Here is a 21,215-nt window from a genome sequence, read left to right as displayed (position 1 = left end):
AAGTATTAAATTTTTCTTAAATAGTTAAGGCCAGAAAAATCAGTTTTACGATAATTTTCAAAAATTGAACAATATGTCTTGGAAATTATCTGAATTTACTATAAAATAGAGAAAATAATAAAATTCAAATAATGAAAACACAATGATTGGGAGTAATAAGGAATATTTATTGCCCAGAGAGCTGTCGGATGGTGAAAGACAGTCAATAAATTCCCCAACTCGCCCAGGAGTGGTAAGGCTGATATGTAGGTCTTAACGGTTGACCCCCGTCACTAAGTCTTAAAGTGGGTTCGTTTGTTTCTAATTCGAACCAAAAAGAGTGGTACCACGAAGGCAAAGCCTATCGTCTCTTATGAGAAGATAGGCTTTTTTATGTTTATAAAATTATCTAAAAAGGTGGTTGTTTTGAATGAGAAATATTGAAAAGTACTCTAGAGGTTATTTTATGCCCCCAGTCAAAAGTTTGAAATGGACAGAGAAGGAATACATAACGGAGGCGCCTACTTGGTGCAGTGTCGATTTGCGAGATGGAAATCAAGCGTTAGTGGTACCGATGAGCTTAGAGGAAAAGCTAGAATATTTTCAGCTGCTGTTGGAAGTAGGTTTCAAGGAAATCGAAGTTGGCTTTCCTGCTGCATCCGAAACAGAATTTCAGTTTTTACGTACATTGATTGAACAGGATTTGATTCCAGAGGATGTTACGGTCCAAGTTTTAACACAATCTAGAGAAGCGATTATTAAAAAGACTTTTGAAGCACTTGAAGGTGTGAACAAAGCGGTGGTGCACCTATATAATTCTACATCAGTAGCACAGCGTGAGCAGGTATTTAAAAAATCGAATGAAGAGATAATCGATATTGCCGTAACAGGTGCGAAATTGCTTAAAAAATATGCAGCTGAGACAGAAGGGAACTTCCAGTTTCAGTATTCACCAGAAAGCTTCACGGGTACAGAGATGGAGTTTGCACTGGAGATTTGTAACTCGGTACTTGATATTTGGCAGCCGACTGCCCAAAACAAGGTGATTATTAATCTGCCAGCTACTGTATCCATGTCAATGCCTCACGTTTACGCTAGCCAAATAGAGTTTATGGTTGATCATCTAAACTACCGTGATAATGTAATTCTTTCTCTGCATCCACATAATGATCGAGGAACGGGAGTTGCTGATGCGGAGCTGGGAATGCTTGCAGGAGCGCAGAGGGTCGAAGGTACACTGTTTGGAAATGGTGAAAGAACAGGTAACGTAGACATTGTGACCCTTGCATTAAACATGTATTCACATGGGGTCGATCCTCAGCTTAATTTTGATAATATCCGTGAAATTATTAAGAAGTGTGAAAAATTGACAAAAATGAAAGTTCATGAAAGACATCCATACGGCGGCGACCTCGTTTTTACTGCATTCTCAGGTTCCCATCAGGACGCTATTTCCAAGGGGATGAAATGGCGAGAGGAAGAAGAACGTCAGTACTGGACAGTCCCATATCTTTTAATTGATCCAAAGGATATTGGCAGAGAGTATGAAGGAGATATCATCCGAATTAACAGCCAATCTGGTAAGGGGGGTATTGGCTATATCCTTGAGCAACATTATGGGCTTGATATGCCTGCAAAAATGCGTGAAAACTTCGGATATAAAGTGAAGGATGAATCTGACCGAATGCACAAGGAAATTAAGCCAGATGAAATCTATGAAATTTTTACTCATGAATATGTGAATATTAGTGCTCCGCTCACGTTTATCAATTACCGCCCTACCCAAGGTACTCATTATGAAACGATTGTATCAATCAGTATAGATAACGTAGAGCATGAATTCACGGGTGACGGGAATGGAAGACTTGACGCCATCAGTAACATTCTTCAAACTCAACTGGATATCGAATATAAAGATTTAGTTTATAAGGAGCATGCACTAGAAAGTGGGTCCCGATCAAACGCTGTTTCTTATGTAGGTATTACTTCTATGGATGGTGCTGAATATTGGGGCTGCGGGATTGACGCTGATATTATGACGTCCTCTGTAAAAGCTTTGTTTAGTGCCGTTAACAACATGATAACCACCCTCAATGTACCAATAGGAAAAGGATTTTCACTAAATAAAAGAAGATAAAACCTAGATTATAAAATAGAACCAACAGCAAGTATTATTCATGCTGTTGGTTTTTTAGTTCAGTTTACTCTTATTATACGAAACTTTTCGCATACAGGTGAATAGCATGTAGGCAAAAGGGATCGCCCATGTTGTTCAGTCAGCAGAACTGGAATTGAGGTGAGTCCATCAAAAAGTAATGGATAGATTGGAGGTAAGTTGATGCAGTTATTTTACACAGTCCGTCATGGGGATACACTTTATCAGATTGCGAGACGCTGGGAGCTGCCGGTAGAGTCGCTGATTGCTGCGAATAATCTTTCCTCGCCAAACTCGATATTCGCGGGGCAGCAGCTTTCCGTTCCTCCTGGTGTTAATGTCATTCGTGTGAAACCAGGAGATACGGTGTATCAAATTTCTAAAAACTTTGGGGTTCCAACTTCGGTTATTATCCAAAACAATCAGCTACAGCCGCCTTACCTAATCCAAACTGGTCAATTGTTGAAAGTACCACCTGGTGTTCCATATTACGTGGTTCAGCCGGGAGATACCTTATTCCAAATCGCAAGCCGCTTTAACGTCATAACAGGAGACCATAGCAACTTCGAGTTACTAATGAAAGTTAATAACCTGTCTTCTAACGTTATTTCACCAGGTATGCAACTCATCATTCCATACGCTCCTCCTGGTGACAGAGGTTTAATTGCTTATACCACCAATCGAAGTGGCAGCTATGATATTTGGATCTATAATCCTAGTAACGGTGTGAACCAACAGATCACGAATGGATTAGCAGAATCTTATTCAACTCCGTTTTGGTCACCTGACAGCACAAAGATCGCCTTTATCGGAAAAAATGCAATCCTTATGATTCTTAATTTAGCTGATAACCGTATCGCTCAAATTGATCAGTTTGCTGACGGCTTGGGTGTTTTCCTAGATTGGTCTCCGAATAGCCAAGAGATCGTTTATGCAAAACCAAATGGTTTGGTAATTTACAATGTAATCACACATCGAGCCCGTATCCTAAATGCCTCTGGTGCAACAGACACACAATGGTTTCCGAGCGGGACGGAATTACTTTTTCAGCAAGCAGATACCAAGGGAGTAAGCCAGCTTTTTCGCATCAAAACCAATGGAACAGGGAAGGTCCAAGTCACTAGAAATACAGGTGGAGGACTTAATAATGTTCGACTATCTCCTGACGGAACCTATGCTTTATATACGACCCCAGGTGCTAGTATCTCTATCATTTACAGTGTAAACCTTGCAACTGGAAACGTAATAGAAGTAAAAGGAGGTCCATTAGCGAAAAATTACTTCCCAACCTGGTCACCTGATTCTTCAAGCATCGCATTTAGTGCAACCGCTTTTGAAAACCTTGGATATTTCTCGCTGATAAGGACAGCGGGCAGACAGGGAATGAACGAAGTAACGAGAGCGATTTCCGATTGCTTTGCCACACCTTTGACCTGGTCGCCAGATAACAGGAAAATTGCCTATCTTTCTGGGTGTAAACAACAAGGTAGCTCCAGTGAAATCTGGCTGATAGATTTAACTCATCCTGTCCCGATTCAACTTGTAGAAGGTGGATTGATTACCGCATTGCAATGGTCACCATTACCAATTACTTTCCTCAAAAAAACATACTCTAATTCTCACTATAAAGTTCATTTCCAATATCCATCCCATTGGCAGCGAGTGAACGATGAAAGATACGAAGGAGCAGATGGTTTCTTTCAAATTGCAGCCATAGCCTCTGCCCAATCGATTGAGGTGGTTTGTCAAAATGAAGCCTTCCACCAGCTGAACCCATATGGTACCCAACCGGGCATCCAACACACACAATTCCAAAATCAACCGGCCTGCTTTATTTATCCGTCCCAAGACCAGCCAGCAGAAATGAGAAATCAAGCAGCACTCTTCATTGAATATCCAACACCAATATTAATAAATGGAACAGAATATAATTACTTTATTCTTTGGGCAGATCAGAACCATATAAGGGAAATTAGTACATCACTTACATTTCTGTAAGATGTTATTATAAATCGAGTTGCTCTAACTTTAGAGCAGCTTTTTACAAAGTAAATAGTCCCCATGTCATAAGACAGGAGGACTATTTTATTAATTATGTAATATTTTGTTTAGCCTTCATGTAGACCTCTTCGTACGGTTGGATAACAACAAAGCCGTCACCCTCGAATTTCATTTGAATCGACTCGCCACTGCCTCTTCCCAAAAATGTTTTTAATGTAATATCAGTTTGGAAGGTTGGCATGAGATTACCAGACCATGCTACTGTTGCATTTGGATCAGTAATAACTGGGCTTCCTGGAGTTACCCTTAAAGTGATTGGTTCATAATGCGCAGTAAAGGCAATCATTCCAGTTCCTTCGCAGCGAACATTAAATAATCCGCCAGCAAGCATCCCGGCAATACGCTTCATTAATTTAATTTCCCATTTAATACTAGGTTCAAAGGCTAATAGGTCATTCCCATTTATGAAGATGGAATCGTTTTGTAAATTTAGGATAATAATTTTCTTTCCACTATCGGCAAGATATAATTTACCTCTCCCGTTCGCTTTCATCAAAGAGGCGCCTTCACCCGTAAACGCCTTCTTGAAGGCAGTTCCGAGCCCATGTTCTAAAATTCCTTCACGGACAAACTTTATCTCTCCGTGATAAGCTACCATTGATCCAGCTTTAGCCCATACCATCCCGTCTAGGTTTACCTCCAACATTCGAGGAGTCTCTAACTCAAAAAAACCTTCTCCTTTATCTTTCTGCTCCGTTTGCTTGATAAATTCTTCAATTGAGTATCTGCTCAATGCTCCCACATCCTTCCATACCATTAGTACGAATACCCGAGTGTTTATGTTTCACTTTTATAAAAAAGAACCCACTGCAGCGGTCCATTTAGTGGGCTCTAATAAAGGTTTATTTCGGCTGATAAACTAGTAAATTCATTGTTTCTTTTTTACTAATAGAGAATGAGCATTTCCGACTTTTTCTTCAAGGTAACTTAAAGAGTAGTTTCCGGAAGGGTCTGTTAAGTCACCAACAGCACGGGATAGGTTATCGATTACCATTGTTAGGAGTTCAGGCGGAATTTGTACTTCTCTCAAATTTACCTCATCCATAATTTCATGAGCAAGCCTCTGGATTTTTCGTAAGCGCATACCCTCAGATGTCATCATTTTTCATGTCCTCCTTCAATATCATCCTGCCAAAAATATATGTGCCTCGAACAAATTCTTGCCAAAAATTTAATAATTCAATTAATTTAGTATCTAAATTTATGAAATTGATTGACATTGATAATCATTATCAATTATTATCAAATCAAATAGATTTTTTGCGGGGGATGTAAATGAATCAAATACAGACAATAACAGAAGAGAACTTAAAAGATTTCATCACCTGTCCCTATAAATTTTATTTTGAGTTTATTGAGAAGAGAAAAAAATCGATAAACTGGAGGCAAGTCGCCCAACACGTCGTGAATAAAGTGGTGTATTCCTTTTACCAGCTTCCAGCCGAACACCGTCATTCAGGTAAAGTGTTAAGGTTGATTGATGAATATTGGAGTAAGGTCTCTCCCCAAATATTTGAATCAAGGATTCAATATTATTTGGTCATCGCAAAAATAACAGATTATCTAATGGAAAATATCACAGCCGAATCGAAGAGAACACCACCCTTATTTTTGTTTGAAAAACTAAATACATATATTGAGGAACTGGAAGTTGATTTATCATTAACGTTTGATGTTGCTGAGTGGTCTGATTCTTCCTTTGTAATAAAAAAGTACTTAGTCGACGCTTCGCCAGAAATGTTGACGCTTTACTATCATTTGTCAATCGTTTTTTCTGAGAAGGTATTAAAAAGAACTCCGAAGCGAGTAGAAGTGGTTACACTTTTGGATGGAATGAAGCATGTCTTTACCCCCACCAAAGAGGATTTACAGGAAGGTCTTAACTACCTGCAAGTAATGAAGTATTCAATTGAGGATTCTTCTAACTACTTTAAGACGAACAATGTAAATGAATGCAATATATGTCCATTTCTCGAGGAATGTGATCACGAAGCAAGGGAGTTTACGCAAAAAAAGTACTTGTCATAATCTAATTTTTAAATAGGTGAAGGGTTCGTAAAATTATATGAGACCAATCATGCTTATTGTTAATAAATTCCTAAGCTGGGACACATCGGTTGTGTTTTATTATTCATTTAGTTGTAAATATTGTTCTGAAGACCCCATTTCATGTAGAATAAGTAGATGGACTAAAATATTAATTGTAAATAAACAAAGCATGGGGGACATAAAGTGTCGTATCAATTGAATAAAAAGTTTAAATTGTTTTCATTAAATTCAAATCAAAGTCTGGCAAAAGAAATAGCTGCACATTTAGGCTGTGAGGTTGGGAAGAGCTCGGTCAAACAATTTAGTGATGGGGAAATCCAGGTGAACATAGAGGAAAGCGTGCGGGGCTGTGATGTATATGTTGTTCAATCGACTTCACATCCAAATAATGATCATATCATGGAACTGCTCATTATGATTGATGCTTTGAAAAGAGCTTCAGCCAAAATGATTAACGTTGTTATCCCTTATTACAGCTATGCACGTCAGGATCGTAAAGCAAGATCAAGGGAACCAATTACAGCCAAATTAATTGCGAACCTTCTAGAAAAATCAGGTGCAACCAGGGTATTGACGATGGACTTCCATTCACCACAGGTCCAGGGCTTTTTTGATATTCCAGTGGATCAGTTAGTTGGAATTCCGATTCTAACCGAGTATTTTGAGAAAAAGGGACTTGAGGATGTGGTTGTTGTTGCACCACATAATGGTGCTGTTGGGAGAGCAAGGAAAATGGCCAATATTTTAAATGCCCCCATTGCCCTCATTGATCGACGACGTCCTGAACCTAATGTTTCCGAAATATTTGAGATCATTGGGAATGTTGAAGGGAAAAATACGATTATTGTTGATGATTTAATTAATACTGCTACCACGCAGACTTTAGCTGCCAATGCCCTAGTAGAGCATGGGGCAAAAGCAGTTTACGCTTGCTGTACACATGCTGTTCTCTCACAATCTGCTGTTGAAAAAATTAAATCATCAGCTATTCAAGAATTAGTGATAACGAACACGATTGAGCAGACCGAAGAAAAGATGATTAATAAAATTACGATGTTGTCGGTAGCCCCATTACTAGCAGACGCAATTGACCGAATTCATAATGAAAGAGCAGTGAGTCCATTGTTTGAATAGGAAAATATAGAAAAAGCCGTGTTGATGAACACGGCTCTTTTGTATAGGCTTTCCTATCATTAAAATAGTTTAAAATACATAAAGTACCTGACCGATTAGCTGGATTCTGACATTTTTATCGACCTTTTATAATCCAATTTTCTTCTCAAATATTCCTGGCTTTTTAGATCCTTCAATTACGGTGTATTCATTCTTTTTATAGGCAAACCAATACGCCATACCGATAAACAGAGCTCCGCCAACAGCATTCCCTAAGAAGACAGGGATGAAATTATTTATATAATCCATCCAGGTAAGGTGTCCAGCAAATATTGCTGCTGGGATGACAAACATGTTGGCAACGACGTGTTGAAATCCAATCGCGACAAATGCCATAGTTGGAAACCAAATGCCTGCAATTTTTCCAATCATATCTTCACTTCCATAGGATAGCCACACAGCTGCAGCTACAAGCCAGTTACAGCCGATACCTGAGACAAAAGCTTGAAGAAAGGTTGCATCTATTTTGTGTTCAGCAATATGAGCTGTACTTTCCAAATAGACGCCTGTTTCCGTTAAACCTACAATATGTCCAAAAAAGTATGCCACGAAGATGGCGCCTAGAAAATTACTGACGGTGATAAGAAACCAATTTTGCAGAACCTGCTTCGTTTTAATTTTATTTGAAAATCTCGCCAGAGGAACTACCATCATATTCCCAGTGAGCAGCTCTCCACCTGCAATTAATGTAAGGATTAGTCCGATTGGGAAGACTGAGGCACCTAAAATCGCGCTAAGCCCGGATAAACCTTCGGATAGCGGTGCTGTCACACGTATATATAGCAGGAATCCTAATGAAATAAATGCACCTGCTTGGAATCCTAATAGAAGGGTGGTTAATAACGGATAACTGGTCTTTTTTATTCCATTTTTAATTGATATTTCTAGTATCTGATCGGGTTTGTGTAGTGACATGACCGTTTTTCCTTTCTAACTGCATATATTGTGAAGTTTATCACATATTTATTTGCCTTTATTTTAACGCAATAAAGCACAATAAGCTGTGAACATTTCTTTAACTTTATTTATGAATTATTAAGTTGTTTTTTTCGCAGGGTGGATATTCTTTAATGCGGTTTTTTATTCAGTTAACAAGTCCCCAATTTTGGTATAAAATTAGATTATTAATATTGGTACTGCTTTTTGGAGGAATGGTTTATGGCTGTTGTTAAATCCGTAAAAATTGATGGGGAGAATATACATGTCTTTAATAGTGCGATTTATATCTTTGAATCACATTCGGGATATACGCTTGAATTGGATTTGGTTGTAAGTGAAGTGACAGAGAGAAAATATAAAAAAGAGCAAAATCTAATTATTGAGATAGAGCTAGAAAATGGCAGACTGATAGATTCCATCATGCATCTAAAAACACTGTCTGGAGGATTGCCGCAGCTTAATTTATTCTGTGACCTCCATGAGATAGATGAGTATGGAGAGCTTGATCGGGTGAATGAAAGTAGTTCATGGTTTCCCAATGTAGAAGAGGGAGTAACGTTAGAAGAAATTAGAAAAGTAGAAATGCCTAATGAGAACATTAACCTAAAATTAAATCTGCCCATCAATCAGGTCGAATGGTTAAAAAGGCAAAAAAAGGCGAGTTTAAATGAATTAATGCAAGAGTTTATATCTGAATATTTGAAAAAGCAGGAATGAAATGAGTGTTTTAAAAAAATAGTGGGGGTGGAACTTCGATGGCAGCAACACCAAAACCGGCTTCAACCGTTGTATTGATGGACGAATCATCAAGGGTGTATTTAACAAAACGGCCAACCACGATGAGGTTTATGGGGGGATTTCACGTTTTTCCCGGAGGAGCCGTAGAAAAATATGATGCATTTGTTGAAAATGATTATGTGAATACCAATGAAACACAGCTTTCTATTAGTCTTTCATATTATGTCGCTGCAGCAAGAGAATTATTTGAAGAAGTTGGGATTTTGTTGGGTAACAAGAAAGACGGTTCACCTGTTCAATTGCCAAAGGAAAAGGTAGAAAAATATCGAAAAGATCTTCTAGAAGGTGAAATACCTTTTATTCGATTGTTAGAACAAGAAAATCTTTATTTTGATCCTCAATGTTTAACATATTTCGGTCAAATTATCACACCAGAGGAAAGTCCGATTCGTTTTGATACCCGTTTCTTTCTAGCGAAGCTACCAAAAGGTCAAAATCCAGAACCAGATCAAAAGGAAATTGATGAAGCCGCCTGGATCAAGCCAGAAGAAGCATTAGCTGCATTTCAAAATAAAGAAATAAAACTTGCACCACCTACCATTCTCACACTTCAAGCAATCATCGACTTCCAAAAAAGCGGTATCTTAAAGTTGTCCGTATCCAAAGACGATTTGATGCGTTTAATTCATTTGATAAAAAATTTATAGTATTTTGTTTATTCTTCATGCAGAAGGGGACCTGGTTCATGCAAATTACATTTGAAAATATCTTTATTCATAGTCATGTAGTAGCTGAGAATAATCTATTTAAACATTTTCACTTTCCAGAAATGTTATCAAGATATGATAGTAATTATATTGAGTTTAAAACCTTTCCTTCACTGGGTGAATTTAAAAACGCAGAAAGTTATTTAAGAGAGTATCATCAAAGAAATGGTCAGAAACACGTAAAATTCAAATTTCCTGTTGATAAAAAAGTCCCAGCAGAGTTAGTAAATTACTTAAATCAAGCAGATTATGATATTGGTTTTCTCGAACTATATGCTATTCAACCAAATCGGTTTCCAGAAGTGAAGGATAACCCAGACATTGAGGTTCAAATCGTAACAGAAAAAAACCTGAGGGATTTTCTTTCCTTACAGTATCAGCAGGATATTGTATTTGGCAGTGATTTTGCCAATCGAAAGGTAGAGTTAAATAAACGTATCTTTGAAGACCCAACAATCATGCAGCTACTAGCTTTATATAAAGGTACGCCTGCGGGGGCAGTGGATGTAATCATTTCGAAGGATACAGCCGAAATTGATAATTTAGGTGTCGATGAGGCCTTTCAAAAGAAAGGAATCGGAAGCAGAATACAAAAATTTGTGATGGATACCTTCCATGATAAGACCGTCATCCTCGTCGCGGATGGTCAGGATACCCCAAAAGAAATGTATAAGAGGCAAAACTATCAATATCTTGGCTATCAATATTACACCCAAAAAGTTGATGATTAAGAAAGAAGAAGGACTGGCAAATATTCGCCAGTCCTTTCTCTTTAAGTTAGTGACTCTTGTTTTGTGGGAACTACTTTTTTCCGTTCCTGTGGAATAACTAGATTTAGAATGACCGTAGCCAGAGCCCCAACGGCTGTTCCAGAAGATAAGATGTAATTTGCAAAGTCTGGGACACTGTATAAAATTTCTTTTGGAAGAACGATTGTACCAATTGTTAATAGAATCGGGACACCGATTACCATCATATTTCGATCATCGATTACCACGTGCTGAATGACTTTCATCCCATTCATGACAATCGCCACACACACAACTCCGAAAATTCCATTGATTACTGGTTCAGGTACACATGTAATGACTGCTGATAGTTTTGGAATTAATCCTAACGCGATTAAAATAATCCCAGCGCTAATGATTGCCATTCTGCTTGCTACTCCGGTAATCGCAATAATTCCAGCGTTAGAAGAATACCCAGTCATCGGGGTACCACCGAAAAGTGATCCTACAAAACAACCAAGCCCTTCACCGACTGATGCTCTGTTCAATCTCTTTTCATCTAATTCACTGCCCGTTACCGTTGAAACGACGAACCAAGTACCAGTTGTTTCTATTAAAATAACAAGATAGATAAATACCATTGTTAGGATCGCTTGTAAATCAAAGACAGGTTTTCCAAATGGGAAAAAGCTAGGTAATGAAAACCATGCTGCTTCTTTTACTGTGGAGAAATCAACTGAACCAAATAGTGAAGCTGTAATCGTCCCTGCGACAATCGCAAGAATAACAGAAACTAGTCGGAAAAATGTTCCATAACCTTTTTTCTTTCGACCAAGAAGGATACAAATTATTAAGACTGCTGCCGAAACAAATGCGATTAGTACGTTGTGACCTACATTTCCTGGTGCATTGTAAATACTATTAAAGGCAGATGGCATTAAGGAAATTCCCACAATAACAATAACTGTTCCTCCAACTAGAGGCGGGATAATTTTTTTGACCGATTTTGCAAACCATTTCAGAGGATAGCCAAGGATGGCAATTAGTAACGCTCCTGGAAGCAGGCTACCAAATACGGCTCCCATTCCGAGCTTACCGCCAATCGCAGCTAAAGCACCTATAGGCACATAAGAAGGACCTTGAACAACCGGCAACCTGAGGCCGCCAATTGTTTGAATGAGAGTAGCAATTCCCGCAGCCAAGAAACACATTTGAATGAAGAAAGTAGTATTCATGGTATCTAACGCGAGTAATCCCGCAATAATGATTGGAGCGATATATAAATCCATTGCCAGTACATGCTGCATACCAAGCAGTAATGCTTTACCCCAGCCAATTTTTTCATCTACTCCTACTATAATGTTCGTGTTTTGCTCATTTTTTGCCACGGAACCATGCTCCTTTATTTTTAGATTATGTAAAAAGTAATGAAATCAAACTCGATAATGTTATAAAAAAATGGCTATTAAATAGTTTGTTAGGGAGTTAATACTGCGCAGATGTTATAAACCCTATTTGAATTATAATGAAGGACTCTCTGATTGTAAATATATAAATAACGAATAATTTATATTTATACTAAAATATCGTTCGTGTTTTGGGTTGACTTTAAAATCTATTCTTTTTAAAATAAAGGTTGTACAAGGTTAGCAGAAGGGGATGTAAAAATGATAATCAATGATACCGTTTTACGTAGTGATTGGATCGTTGCTTGTAAAATTGAAGATGTAAAAGAAGAGCCAATACAAGTAGTGGTAATGGGCGAAAGAGTTGTTTTATTCCAAAATGAACAAGGCATTCATGCCTTTAAGGATTTATGTATTCATCGAGGAGCTGCACTTTCTCTAGGCTGCGTGAGAGACGGAAATCTTGTTTGCCCATATCATGGCTGGGAATATAATGATGAGGGTACATGTACAAAAATTCCACAGCTTCCTGAAGGGAAATCCATTCCTCTTAAAGCTAGAGCGATTAAATATACATGTAGAGCAGAGTTTGGATTTGTTTGGATTAATCTTGAAAATAACAATCCTGAATTTCTACCTTATCCAGAATTCAGTGATAGTAGTTACCGTAATATCCTCTGGGGACCGCAGGAAGTGAATGCGAATCCGCCAAGAGTAGTCGAGAACTTTCTTGATGTAGGTCATCTTTCCTTTATTCATGAAGGCTTTCTTGGAGTACCAGAGCATCCGGAAATTGGTGATTATGACGTTCATACAGAAGGAGATAGAATCTTCTCAGATGAAATAGCTATCTTCCAGCCAGACCCGGATGGTACTGGAGTTGCCAAGGATGTTTATTACACCTATGAAATCGTTCGTCCTTTAACAGTCCGTTTCACGAAAAGAGACCCAGATACAGACAATAGAATGACGATTTTACTAACCATTCTTCCGGTTACAGAAGGTAAATCAATTGCTTATGGCATTATGTCCTTTAACTATGAAACTGGTACAACAGACCAAGAAACAATAGATTTTCAGGATATGATCTTTGCTCAAGACAAACCAATCGTCGAAAATCAAAAACCAGAGCTCTTACCACTTGATCTCCAGGTAGAACTTTCATTGAAATGCGACCGTATGAGCATTGCTTACCGAAAATATTTAAAGAAACTTGGGGTTACACTAGGGACTGAATGATTGAATGCCATTTATTTTGGTGCCTATTTTGGTGCCTGTCACCGTCCGTGGACATTGTCCGCCTGAGGTGGACAGTTGGATTGCGCATTCTTTATCACTAAGAAAAACGCCAAACCTTAAATATACGAGGGTTTGGCGTTTTTTGTTAGTGAGATAGTATGGTTTGATGGTTGTTTTGGTTTGGTGGTACCATCGGATAGACGTTTTCTTCTTCTATTATATTAAACTCCAGGAGAACAGGTCCTGTACGCTGAAAGCCCTCCGCAATTATCGCACGGGCTTCTTCTTCAGTCTTGGCTTTAAAACCTGCTACACCATAAGCTTGAGCGAGCTGTGCGAATTCAGGAGAAATCATTTTGACTGCTGAATATCTTCCCTGATAAAACAGTTCCTGCCATTGACGCACCATACCTAGATAGCCATTATTTAGAATTGCAATTTTAATCGGAAGCTGATACTTTGCTATTGTAATTAACTCCTGGAGGTTCATTTGAAAGCTTCCATCTCCAGATACACAAATAATGGATTTTCCAGGATGCGCGGCCGCTGCTCCAATAGCTGCCGGCAGTCCGTAGCCCATCGTTCCTAAACCGCCGGATGTAATGAGAGTTCTAGGCTGAGTAAATGCATAATGATGAGCGGTCCATATTTGATGCTGTCCCACATCTGTAACTACCACGGTATCTTGATTGGAATAGTCATTTAATAATCGGATTACCGTTTGAGGTTTAAGCAGACTATTTGATTTATCAAATCGAGGAACTGTCCGTTTCCATTCCACCAGTTCGTTTGTCCAAATTTCCGTATTTCTTTTTATTTGTTGATAATCTAGTTTATTTTTTATATTAAGAATGAACTCTTTTGCATCGCTGACAACAGGTAAATCTACAGCAATAATTTTATTGATTTCAGCAGGGTCAATATCAACATGAATCTTTTTCGACTGTGGTGAAAAACCGCTAATTCTTCCTGTCACACGGTCACTAAAACGAACTCCAATACAAATTAAAAGGTCAGCATGGTGTACAGCTTTATTGGCAGCGAATGTCCCATGCATCCCTAACATCCCTAAGTATAATGGGTTTCCTGCTTCCATTGAGCCAATTCCCAAAAGGGAACTTACGACCGGGATTCGAGACCGTTCCACTATCTCTCTTAATTCGTGTGCTGCTCCCGAAGCAATAATACCGCCACCGACAAAGAGTACAGGTTTTCTGGCATTTTCAATTAAATTTTTTGCGATTTCAATTGATTTTTCTAAATTGGTCTGATGAACTTTTGTTGGACTATGACGCTGGTTTGGAAGATCCTTTACAGTAGTATCCGTGGTGAGTTCAATTAAAACAGGACCTGGTCTGTCATTAGCTGCTATCGCTCTTGCTTTTTTTAGAACATCTTTAAGACCATTAATGGCGTTAATTTTAAATGCGTGCTTAGTAATGGCTATTGTGAGACCTGAAATATCTAATTCTTGAAGTGCTTCTTTTTTTAGCGTATCCTGCCCAAGTTGACCTGCTATAATGACTAACGGTACGGAGTCACTAAAGGCGGTTGCAATCCCTGTAATTCCATTGGTGATACCGGAAGCGGATGTAAGCAGGACTACCCCTGGCTTACCTGTTGTTCGTGCGTAACCATCAGCAGCGTGAACGGCAGCCTGCTCATGCATCATCTGATAATATCGGACTTTAGAATCTTTTGAGACCATAAATACTTGGGTATCACTGCCAAAGAAACAGTCCATGCCAAGAGAGCTAAAAGAGTTTAATAATACCTCTACATCCGAATATGCTTTTACTAATGTCATTCCTTCACCTGATTTCTATTTTTAAAGAATATTCTAAATTATCAAGAATGAGTTGTATGTGAAATAAATCATGGTTTCAAAGTTTTTGAGTATTTCTAAGTTTTCAAATGAAATGATTCAAGTAAAAGGAGTAGAATTAATATGGGGGTGGTTTTGTGAATTTGAATTTATTCATTTCCATAGACCTGCTTATGTTTTGTTAAGTAAAGAAGAAATAGTAGAGAGGAAGTGCCGAGAATAATGGATAAAAAATTATTTGATAGGCTCATCCAAGATCTTGAAGAATTATCTGGTGAAATAGGGGATAAAAACAGTAAAAGGCTAAATATTAGTCAATTAATACGTATCATAAAAAGATTGGAATCTTTTTCGGAGGACTGTGAAGAGTGTAGGGACAACCTTTTGGAGTTAAGTAGACTAGTTGAGGAACTGAAGAATAAACACGGTCATCTTGAAAAACAAGAATTTAAGGAATATCAACAGAGAGTGACTAAAATTATTTTGCATTTACAAAAAGAACATAAATTGGTAAGAGAAGGTACCTATTTGGCAATTTACATGTCCATCGGTATGAGTTTAGGTTTGGTATTTGGACTGCTCCTTTTAGATAATCTTGCCATGGGATTCCCTTTAGGTATGATTTTTGGGGTGGCTATTGGAGTAGCATTAGATGAGAACGCAAAGAAGAAGGGACTAACGATATAAAAAGTTCCTTCAAGTGCTGCTGACACCGCCCTTGGACAAAGCGCTATTTTTTGTCCATGGGTGGATAGTTTATGCTCTGAAGTTTTACAGTTTTGTGAATTATTAATTATTATATATCCGATCTAATCTTATAGTGCTATACTTCTGTTATTATTCAGTACTCTTCAATTACTCCTCTAAATATCTTCATTTTGATTTCCAACGTATTTTAAAAAGCTGATTCTCATTTCCTTTTTTTATCATGTTTATCCAATTAAAATCTTTCTTTATTTATAGGAGGTGTTTATCAAAAAAATCATACAAGTTTACTAGAAGATTTTCTATTTAAAAATTATATTTTTTGGAGGATAATAATGGGACTTGATATGCATTTATATTCTTTTCCAAGGATTGAAGGAATGAAATTGACTGAAATTCGTTCAGCTGACATCCATCTAAGTGAGCTAGAAGCAGCAAAGGGCGCTATCTATGAGAAGATAAAGGATCACATTAAGCACTTTGAGGAATTAGATTTCTCCTGGCGGTGTCTTCGAACTGAAATTGCTACATGGCGAAAAGCAAATCAAATTCATCATTGGTTTGTTGAAACTGTCCAAAATGGAAAAGATGATATGTGCTCCTATGAAGTATCAAAGGAAAACCTGCAGGAATTATATACCTCATGCGTAGACGTTTTATTAAAGCGAAAAACACCACATAATGAATTACCCACAAGGACAGGTCCATTTTTCGGAAGTACCTCTTATGATGATTATTATTACTGGGAAGTAGACAGGACCAAAACGATTCTTGAAAATCTCCTCAAAAATTTCAATTTTGATACCCACTATATGGTGTACTGTGCCGATTGGTAAAATCCTTATATTAAATAATTCCATCAAAAAATCATCATTAACCAACATTTATACAACTTAAGATTTTTTATGGTTGATAATAAATATTAGTCGGTATTAAATTGGTTTGTTAATCTACTTTCTAATTTTTCTGCTAAACGAATCGAAGGGCTAAATAAAAAAACTTTAAAGATTTCTTGTTAGGAATCGTTCCCTTGAAAGGCGAAAAGGAGGTTATAGGGAACAATACTTCGAGAATCGTTCCCTTAAATGGAGAAAACGGAGTGTAATTGGAACGATACCTGTAAAATTTCGTTTTAACAAACAATTAAGGCATTATTCAAAAAAGGCAGACAGTACAGTTGCCTTTTTTCATTCAATTTTACTAATAATTAGAATGTTTATTCATTTGTTAAATTAATGTTTTCTCCCTCACAACGGAACCCGTTATGTTAACGAGGTGAGATTTGTTAATAAAAAAATAATGTTACTTTTTCTGTACCAACCATTCTGCAACAATTTTTGCTTCATCTGGGGTGATTACGCCACCAGGCATAGCGCCTTTCCCATTTTTAATAATGTTTTCGATATCGTTTTGGGCATACTTTGAACCAATTTTATCTAAAGCAGGACCAGCTCCACCTTTTAGATTTTCTCCATGACAGGTCATACAGGAGGTGCTTGCAATTTCTTCGGCTTTCTCAATAGAGGCGGTTTCGCCACCCGCTGTTTTACCGCCCGCTTTGGCAGCATGCTCAGGTCCTTCGTAATAAAAGAGTAAAAATACAAGACATCCTGCTAATAGGATATTGATTCCAGAAGTGGCCAATAGTTTTTTCATGTGAAATCCCCCACAGGTTTTTTAATGAAATATTTCTAGAAGAGAGGACAAATTGAATGCGATAGACCAGACAACGCTACTTAGCAATAACCCAGTAATAAACATATTCCAACTGTGTTTTTTCCTCTCCCAACAAGCTACAATTATTGCTAACCCTATGGGAATCCCAATAAAGGGTAGCCAGGGAAAAGTCTCAAAAGTTTTGAATAAATAAATGGCTACACATGCTGTTAACAAGATTGATAAGAAGAGCTCACTTAACAATGATAATTCGGATTCTATATGACTGCTCATTTTTTTCCTCCTGCCATAGTACGGCTTACATTCAAAGGTTTATTCCGCACCTCTGTTTTTATTAAATTCAAGATCGTTGCCTTTTTCCATTTCATCATCTGTTTGCTCAGGGCTTTCATCATGTAAGAAACGTCTGTTTTCTTGATTTTTATAATCATTGTTACTTTCATTTACGTTTGTTTTACGTTCATTCCGAACAGGACGGAAATTTACATCATTTTCTTGATTTAATGAATCTCTCTTTTCTGCAGAGTTACATCCTGATAATAAACCTATTGAAAGTATAGTTAATAATGTTATTTTCCATATGGTTTTCATATGATTACTCCTCGCATCATTTTATTGGGAATATTTTTACTATGTACGTATGTGATGTTTTTAGTCGAAAAACTGATTGTGTAAATTTTTACAAATAAAAAACCATTTGCATTCCTAAAAATAAGGAAAGCAAATGGTTTATAGTGGATAAATTATTAAACAATTAGTATCTTCGTTTACGTTGAAGACATTTTGTTCACCGACCGTATCAATATGATCAGTACCCATTTCTTCTGCAATCTTTCTTGTTCCTTTTGCCATAAATGGAATTAGAAGATTTTTAGGATTTTAAAAATTACGTATGGAATCAAGGTAAAAAAGGCTAAAAAAGAAAAGTTGTATAAGCTAAACTTTAGTAAATATTTTTTACCTTCGTGTGGATAGGATTGAATATACAATTTATAGGAAATCACACTTGCCATCGAAGCAATAATCGTCCCTAATCCCCCGATATTTACTCCCAATAATAACGGTTTCCAATTAGGTGTGAATTCTGCCAAAAGAATGGAAGCAGGGACATTACTAATAAATTGGCTTAAAAGAATAGAATTGAAAAAAATCGATGCAGAGTCTTTCAAATTAGCATTTGCCAGTGTATGGACGGCATTTGTATTGGATATATTTCCTACAAAAATGAAAAAACAGATAAAGGTTAACAGTAGCAAATAATCCATTTTAAACAAAAGTTGATGATTCAAAATCACAGCAGTCATTAATGTAATAATAAATGCAGCCTCGGAAGGGATTACACCAAAAATGGAGGCGAGGATGATGAGTAAAATCACGCTCCAAGCTAATGTTTTCTTTGAATCCGTCATCTGGATCGGAGCCATTTCTACCTTCAATTCTTTTCTTTCTAGTCTTCGCATGAAGAAATATAGGGAGATAATACCAAGAATAGCTAGTGAAAGAACCGTCATGAAAAAGGGCACCGGTTTAATTCCATAAAAAGTATAAATAAACAAATTTTGCGGATTTCCCATGGGCGTTAGACTGCTGCCGATATTTGCAGCAATGGTTTGAAGGATAACGGTATCTAACATGGGCATTTTCGTTTTCCTGCTAATAACAAGGGTCAGTGGCACGAATGTTAGTAACGCCACATCATTTGTGACAAGCATGGAGCTGAAAAAACATAACAAGATAAGAATGGCAGATACCGATTTACTATTATTGCACTTATTTATTATCGAAATAGCGAATTTGTCTAATACTCTTAATTCCTCGAAAGCCTTGATGGCTAACATAAGGTTAAATAAACTAATCAATACAGGAAAATTAAGATAGTCAATTTTAGGAGATTGAAACAAACAGCTTCCCATTGCTAAAACAAGAGAAATGGTAAAAACTATGTCCTTTTTTAGAAAGCTTAGATTAAGCTTAAGTCTTCTTTTATTTTGAATTAATACAGACTCTTTCACACGACACCACCGTTAATCTGTGTTTGATAGATTTGTAGCAACATTTACAACGTAATGATTCTAACATGGTGCGTACTTTTTGGGAATCAAAAGAAATCTAGGTGAGAAATTTTGTGTAATGGGTAGAAATGGTATATTATGCTACTGTACATAAAAACAAATTGTTATGGAGGAAAAAGAATGTATACTTCAATCTCACATTTTATCGATGAATGGAATCAAGAAGCAGCTTCAACTCAAAAGGTGTTAGATGCCTTAACAGATGAGTCGCTACAACAAAAAGTTTCAGCAGACGACCGCACATTAGGTGCAATCGCTTGGCATATTGTTTCAAGTACACCAGGAATGCTCATGGAATTTGGTGTAACCGTTGAAGCGGTAAAAGACGAAAACAATATTCCGACCTCTGCTAGGGAGATTGCTGAGACATTTAGAAATGTTAGTGCTAACACCAGTAAGGCTATAGGTGAACAATGGACAGATCAAACTTTAAGTGAAATGAAAAACGTATTTGGAATGGAACTGCCAAGGGCCGCAATGCTTAATATGCTCATCAAGCATATTGTTCATCATCGCGGGCAAATGACAGTGCTAATGCGTCAAGCAGGTATACAGGTTCCTGGAATTTATGGTCCTTCAAGAGAAGAATGGAGCCTGATGGGAATGGAAGCACCGACTATCTAAGAATGACATAGTCTTTTTATAGGTAAGCGCCCAGTTTCTGGGTGCTTTTCTTTGTCTAAACAAAAGCTCAAAAAAATATAACAATTGAATTCCTTATTCTCCGATTTTTGACAAATCCCTCAGACTTTTGATGTATTTTGTAGAATAAAATCGAAATTTATTTATTTTGGATGTATAATAGATTCTTGTGTTGTTCTATTAAAAACAAGGAGGTAATATTTTGATGGAATGGACTTTATTTGGATTGTTTCTAATTTCCGCAATATTGCTAGGGTTTTCATTAGTTAAGTCATATCGTGACTCCAAAGTAGAGAAAAAGCAAATTGATTTAGTACATGTATCTATTATGAAAGAAATCAATAGCATTCAAGACTCAATCCGTGATATCGAGCTTGATATAGAAGTGGTCATAAATGAAGCTGGGATTCATCTTTCTGCAGACGAAAAGCTTTTTATGCGTGAAGTCATAGACTTATATAGACGTAATTACTCTATTGAAAGCATCGCCGAGAAAAAGGAAGTACCAGAAACTGAAATTGAACAGCTGCTAACACCTTATCTGAAAATAAAGGATGAAGGGGGACTAGTTGCCAATGCGAATTAACTTATTGAGCAGCTTTGCAGCAGGAATACTTATTACTACAACGATTTGTGGTGTTGTTTACTTCACCGATGATAATACCACACAAAAAGCATCAGCTAAATCTTCCGAAAAAGTCCAGCTAACTGCACCAGAGATGAAGGATAAACTGGAATCTGAAGGTTATGTCGTACAAACAAAGGAAGAACTTGAAAAGACTTTACAGGCTGCGAAGAGCACTGAAACAAAACCAGCTGATTCTAAAAAAAAGGAAAAGGCTGTAACCCAAGTCTTAGTTAATGTTGCTGATGGGATGACTAGTATCGATGTCGCTAACGCACTCTTTCAAGCAAAATTAATTCCAGACGCTTTCAAATTCACTCAGGATATTGAAGCTAGAGGGCTGCAAAACGCATTAAGACCAGGTTCATATACAGTTAATAGCGACATGTCCTACGACCAAATCATTGCGACTATTTTTACAAATTAATAAGTCAA

21 protein-coding genes and 1 other annotated feature are annotated in these 21,215 nt (G+C 37.3%); of the genes, 13 read left to right on the top strand and 8 right to left on the bottom strand.

Annotated elements, in window-relative coordinates; translation table 11 throughout:
* The first annotated feature begins 133 nt into the window (after positions 1-133).
* Positions 134-354 (top strand) — a binding site (T-box leader).
* A gap of 55 nt (positions 355-409) precedes the next feature.
* Positions 410-2,116 (top strand): 2-isopropylmalate synthase, encoded by a 1,707-nt coding sequence (locus QNH48_RS17375; protein WP_283951298.1) that lies wholly within the window; start codon positions 410-412, stop codon positions 2,114-2,116.
* Between the two features lie 201 nt (positions 2,117-2,317).
* Positions 2,318-4,132: a LysM peptidoglycan-binding domain-containing protein gene (locus QNH48_RS17370; protein WP_283951297.1), complete on the top strand. Its 1,815-nt coding sequence runs from the start codon at positions 2,318-2,320 to the stop codon at positions 4,130-4,132.
* Positions 4,133-4,226: 94 nt separating this feature from the next.
* Here QNH48_RS17370 and QNH48_RS17365 read toward each other — a convergent pair whose 3' ends face one another.
* Together QNH48_RS17365 and QNH48_RS17360 are read right to left on the bottom strand one after the other, a co-directional pair.
* Positions 4,227-4,928 (bottom strand): AIM24 family protein, encoded by a 702-nt coding sequence (locus tag QNH48_RS17365; protein WP_283951296.1) that lies wholly within the window; start codon positions 4,926-4,928, stop codon positions 4,227-4,229.
* A 135-nt stretch (positions 4,929-5,063) separates the two neighbouring features.
* The gene (locus QNH48_RS17360) at positions 5,064-5,297 is read right to left on the bottom strand and encodes a hypothetical protein (RefSeq protein ID WP_206021288.1); all 234 of its coding nucleotides are present in this window, start codon (positions 5,295-5,297) and stop codon (positions 5,064-5,066) included.
* 173 nt (positions 5,298-5,470) lie between these two features.
* On the opposite strand from QNH48_RS17360, the gene QNH48_RS17355 reads away from it, so the two are divergent.
* Both QNH48_RS17355 and QNH48_RS17350 read left to right on the top strand, forming a co-directional pair.
* Entirely contained in the window at positions 5,471-6,223 is a 753-nt protein-coding gene (locus QNH48_RS17355) for a hypothetical protein (RefSeq protein WP_283951295.1), read from the top strand.
* 204 nt (positions 6,224-6,427) lie between these two features.
* Positions 6,428-7,378, top strand: a complete 951-nt coding sequence (locus tag QNH48_RS17350; protein WP_283951294.1) for a ribose-phosphate diphosphokinase — start codon at positions 6,428-6,430, stop codon at positions 7,376-7,378.
* A 126-nt stretch (positions 7,379-7,504) separates the two neighbouring features.
* Here QNH48_RS17350 and QNH48_RS17345 read toward each other — a convergent pair whose 3' ends face one another.
* Positions 7,505-8,332, bottom strand: coding sequence for a formate/nitrite transporter family protein (locus QNH48_RS17345; RefSeq protein WP_283951293.1), 828 nt, complete (start codon positions 8,330-8,332; stop codon positions 7,505-7,507).
* 243 nt (positions 8,333-8,575) lie between these two features.
* Between QNH48_RS17345 and QNH48_RS17340 the strand changes: the two genes are divergently transcribed.
* From QNH48_RS17340 to QNH48_RS17330, 3 genes are read left to right on the top strand one after another with little or no spacing between them, the layout of a single operon-like run.
* Positions 8,576-9,073 carry a hypothetical protein gene (locus QNH48_RS17340; protein ID WP_283951292.1) on the top strand — a complete coding sequence of 166 codons (498 nt, stop codon included), beginning with the start codon at positions 8,576-8,578 and terminating at the stop codon, positions 9,071-9,073.
* 38 nt (positions 9,074-9,111) lie between these two features.
* Complete coding sequence (locus tag QNH48_RS17335; RefSeq protein WP_283951291.1) at positions 9,112-9,801, top strand: NUDIX hydrolase; 690 nt, start codon at positions 9,112-9,114, stop codon at positions 9,799-9,801.
* 38 nt (positions 9,802-9,839) lie between these two features.
* A complete protein-coding gene (locus tag QNH48_RS17330; protein ID WP_283951290.1) occupies positions 9,840-10,592 on the top strand; it encodes a GNAT family N-acetyltransferase in 753 nt (250 codons plus the stop codon).
* 41 nt (positions 10,593-10,633) lie between these two features.
* On the opposite strand, the gene QNH48_RS17325 is transcribed toward QNH48_RS17330, so the two are convergent.
* Entirely contained in the window at positions 10,634-11,977 is a 1,344-nt protein-coding gene (locus tag QNH48_RS17325) for a uracil-xanthine permease family protein (protein WP_283951289.1), read from the bottom strand.
* A gap of 279 nt (positions 11,978-12,256) precedes the next feature.
* Here QNH48_RS17325 and QNH48_RS17320 point away from each other — a divergent pair, with 279 nt between their 5' ends.
* Positions 12,257-13,234, top strand: coding sequence for an aromatic ring-hydroxylating oxygenase subunit alpha (locus QNH48_RS17320; RefSeq protein WP_283951288.1), 978 nt, complete (start codon positions 12,257-12,259; stop codon positions 13,232-13,234).
* A gap of 145 nt (positions 13,235-13,379) precedes the next feature.
* Here QNH48_RS17320 and ilvB read toward each other — a convergent pair whose 3' ends face one another.
* Positions 13,380-15,041 (bottom strand): biosynthetic-type acetolactate synthase large subunit, encoded by a 1,662-nt coding sequence (ilvB, locus tag QNH48_RS17315; RefSeq protein ID WP_283951287.1) that lies wholly within the window; start codon positions 15,039-15,041, stop codon positions 13,380-13,382.
* Positions 15,042-15,281: 240 nt separating this feature from the next.
* Between ilvB and QNH48_RS17310 the strand changes: the two genes are divergently transcribed.
* Both QNH48_RS17310 and QNH48_RS17305 read left to right on the top strand, forming a co-directional pair.
* The gene (locus QNH48_RS17310) at positions 15,282-15,746 is read left to right on the top strand and encodes a glycine zipper domain-containing protein (RefSeq protein ID WP_283951286.1); all 465 of its coding nucleotides are present in this window, start codon (positions 15,282-15,284) and stop codon (positions 15,744-15,746) included.
* Between the two features lie 353 nt (positions 15,747-16,099).
* On the top strand, positions 16,100-16,600 hold the full coding sequence (locus QNH48_RS17305; protein ID WP_283951285.1) for a hypothetical protein: 501 nt from the start codon (positions 16,100-16,102) through the stop codon (positions 16,598-16,600).
* Between the two features lie 466 nt (positions 16,601-17,066).
* Here QNH48_RS17305 and QNH48_RS17300 read toward each other — a convergent pair whose 3' ends face one another.
* The 3 genes from QNH48_RS17300 to QNH48_RS17290 form a co-directional block, all read right to left on the bottom strand.
* Positions 17,067-17,420, bottom strand: coding sequence for a c-type cytochrome (locus QNH48_RS17300; RefSeq protein WP_283951284.1), 354 nt, complete (start codon positions 17,418-17,420; stop codon positions 17,067-17,069).
* Positions 17,421-17,753: 333 nt separating this feature from the next.
* On the bottom strand, positions 17,754-18,032 hold the full coding sequence (locus tag QNH48_RS17295; protein ID WP_133367931.1) for a hypothetical protein: 279 nt from the start codon (positions 18,030-18,032) through the stop codon (positions 17,754-17,756).
* A gap of 269 nt (positions 18,033-18,301) precedes the next feature.
* Entirely contained in the window at positions 18,302-19,453 is a 1,152-nt protein-coding gene (locus QNH48_RS17290) for an SLC13 family permease (RefSeq protein ID WP_283951282.1), read from the bottom strand.
* 180 nt (positions 19,454-19,633) lie between these two features.
* Between QNH48_RS17290 and QNH48_RS17285 the strand changes: the two genes are divergently transcribed.
* The 3 genes from QNH48_RS17285 (at position 19,634) to QNH48_RS17275 (ending at position 21,207) form a co-directional block, all read left to right on the top strand.
* Positions 19,634-20,137 carry a DinB family protein gene (locus QNH48_RS17285; protein ID WP_133367933.1) on the top strand — a complete coding sequence of 168 codons (504 nt, stop codon included), beginning with the start codon at positions 19,634-19,636 and terminating at the stop codon, positions 20,135-20,137.
* 223 nt (positions 20,138-20,360) lie between these two features.
* Positions 20,361-20,741, top strand: coding sequence for a hypothetical protein (locus tag QNH48_RS17280; RefSeq protein ID WP_283955806.1), 381 nt, complete (start codon positions 20,361-20,363; stop codon positions 20,739-20,741).
* The gene (locus tag QNH48_RS17275; protein WP_283951281.1) at positions 20,731-21,207 is read left to right on the top strand and encodes an aminodeoxychorismate lyase; all 477 of its coding nucleotides are present in this window, start codon (positions 20,731-20,733) and stop codon (positions 21,205-21,207) included. Before QNH48_RS17280 ends, QNH48_RS17275 begins: the two co-directional genes overlap by 11 nt.
* The last annotated feature ends 8 nt before the right edge of the window (positions 21,208-21,215 follow it).

The sequence above is a fragment of the Neobacillus sp. YX16 genome (assembly GCF_030123505.1).
GTDB lineage: Bacteria > Bacillota > Bacilli > Bacillales > Cytobacillaceae > Neobacillus.
Note: the sequence above shows the minus strand (reverse complement) of the source record. Positions and strands in the feature narration are given on the sequence as shown.

What these genes read in the sequence shown, in the direction of transcription:
- QNH48_RS17320 (WP_283951288.1), top strand. Translation starts at nt 12,257, where the DNA reads ATGATAATCAATGATACCGTTTTACGTAGTGATTGGATCGTTGCTTGT.
- QNH48_RS17305 (WP_283951285.1), top strand. Translation starts at nt 16,100, where the DNA reads ATGGGACTTGATATGCATTTATATTCTTTTCCAAGGATTGAAGGAATG.
- QNH48_RS17295 (WP_133367931.1), bottom strand. Translation starts at nt 18,032, where the DNA reads ATGAAAACCATATGGAAAATAACATTATTAACTATACTTTCAATAGGT.
- QNH48_RS17335 (WP_283951291.1), top strand. Translation starts at nt 9,112, where the DNA reads ATGGCAGCAACACCAAAACCGGCTTCAACCGTTGTATTGATGGACGAA.
- QNH48_RS17340 (WP_283951292.1), top strand. Translation starts at nt 8,576, where the DNA reads ATGGCTGTTGTTAAATCCGTAAAAATTGATGGGGAGAATATACATGTC.
- QNH48_RS17310 (WP_283951286.1), top strand. Translation starts at nt 15,282, where the DNA reads ATGGATAAAAAATTATTTGATAGGCTCATCCAAGATCTTGAAGAATTA.
- QNH48_RS17330 (WP_283951290.1), top strand. Translation starts at nt 9,840, where the DNA reads ATGCAAATTACATTTGAAAATATCTTTATTCATAGTCATGTAGTAGCT.
- QNH48_RS17355 (WP_283951295.1), top strand. Translation starts at nt 5,471, where the DNA reads ATGAATCAAATACAGACAATAACAGAAGAGAACTTAAAAGATTTCATC.
- QNH48_RS17370 (WP_283951297.1), top strand. Translation starts at nt 2,318, where the DNA reads ATGCAGTTATTTTACACAGTCCGTCATGGGGATACACTTTATCAGATT.
- QNH48_RS17300 (WP_283951284.1), bottom strand. Translation starts at nt 17,420, where the DNA reads ATGAAAAAACTATTGGCCACTTCTGGAATCAATATCCTATTAGCAGGA.
- ilvB (WP_283951287.1), bottom strand. Translation starts at nt 15,041, where the DNA reads ATGACATTAGTAAAAGCATATTCGGATGTAGAGGTATTATTAAACTCT.
- QNH48_RS17345 (WP_283951293.1), bottom strand. Translation starts at nt 8,332, where the DNA reads ATGTCACTACACAAACCCGATCAGATACTAGAAATATCAATTAAAAAT.
- QNH48_RS17360 (WP_206021288.1), bottom strand. Translation starts at nt 5,297, where the DNA reads ATGATGACATCTGAGGGTATGCGCTTACGAAAAATCCAGAGGCTTGCT.
- QNH48_RS17275 (WP_283951281.1), top strand. Translation starts at nt 20,731, where the DNA reads ATGCGAATTAACTTATTGAGCAGCTTTGCAGCAGGAATACTTATTACT.
- QNH48_RS17375 (WP_283951298.1), top strand. Translation starts at nt 410, where the DNA reads ATGAGAAATATTGAAAAGTACTCTAGAGGTTATTTTATGCCCCCAGTC.
- QNH48_RS17280 (WP_283955806.1), top strand. Translation starts at nt 20,361, where the DNA reads ATGGAATGGACTTTATTTGGATTGTTTCTAATTTCCGCAATATTGCTA.
- QNH48_RS17285 (WP_133367933.1), top strand. Translation starts at nt 19,634, where the DNA reads ATGTATACTTCAATCTCACATTTTATCGATGAATGGAATCAAGAAGCA.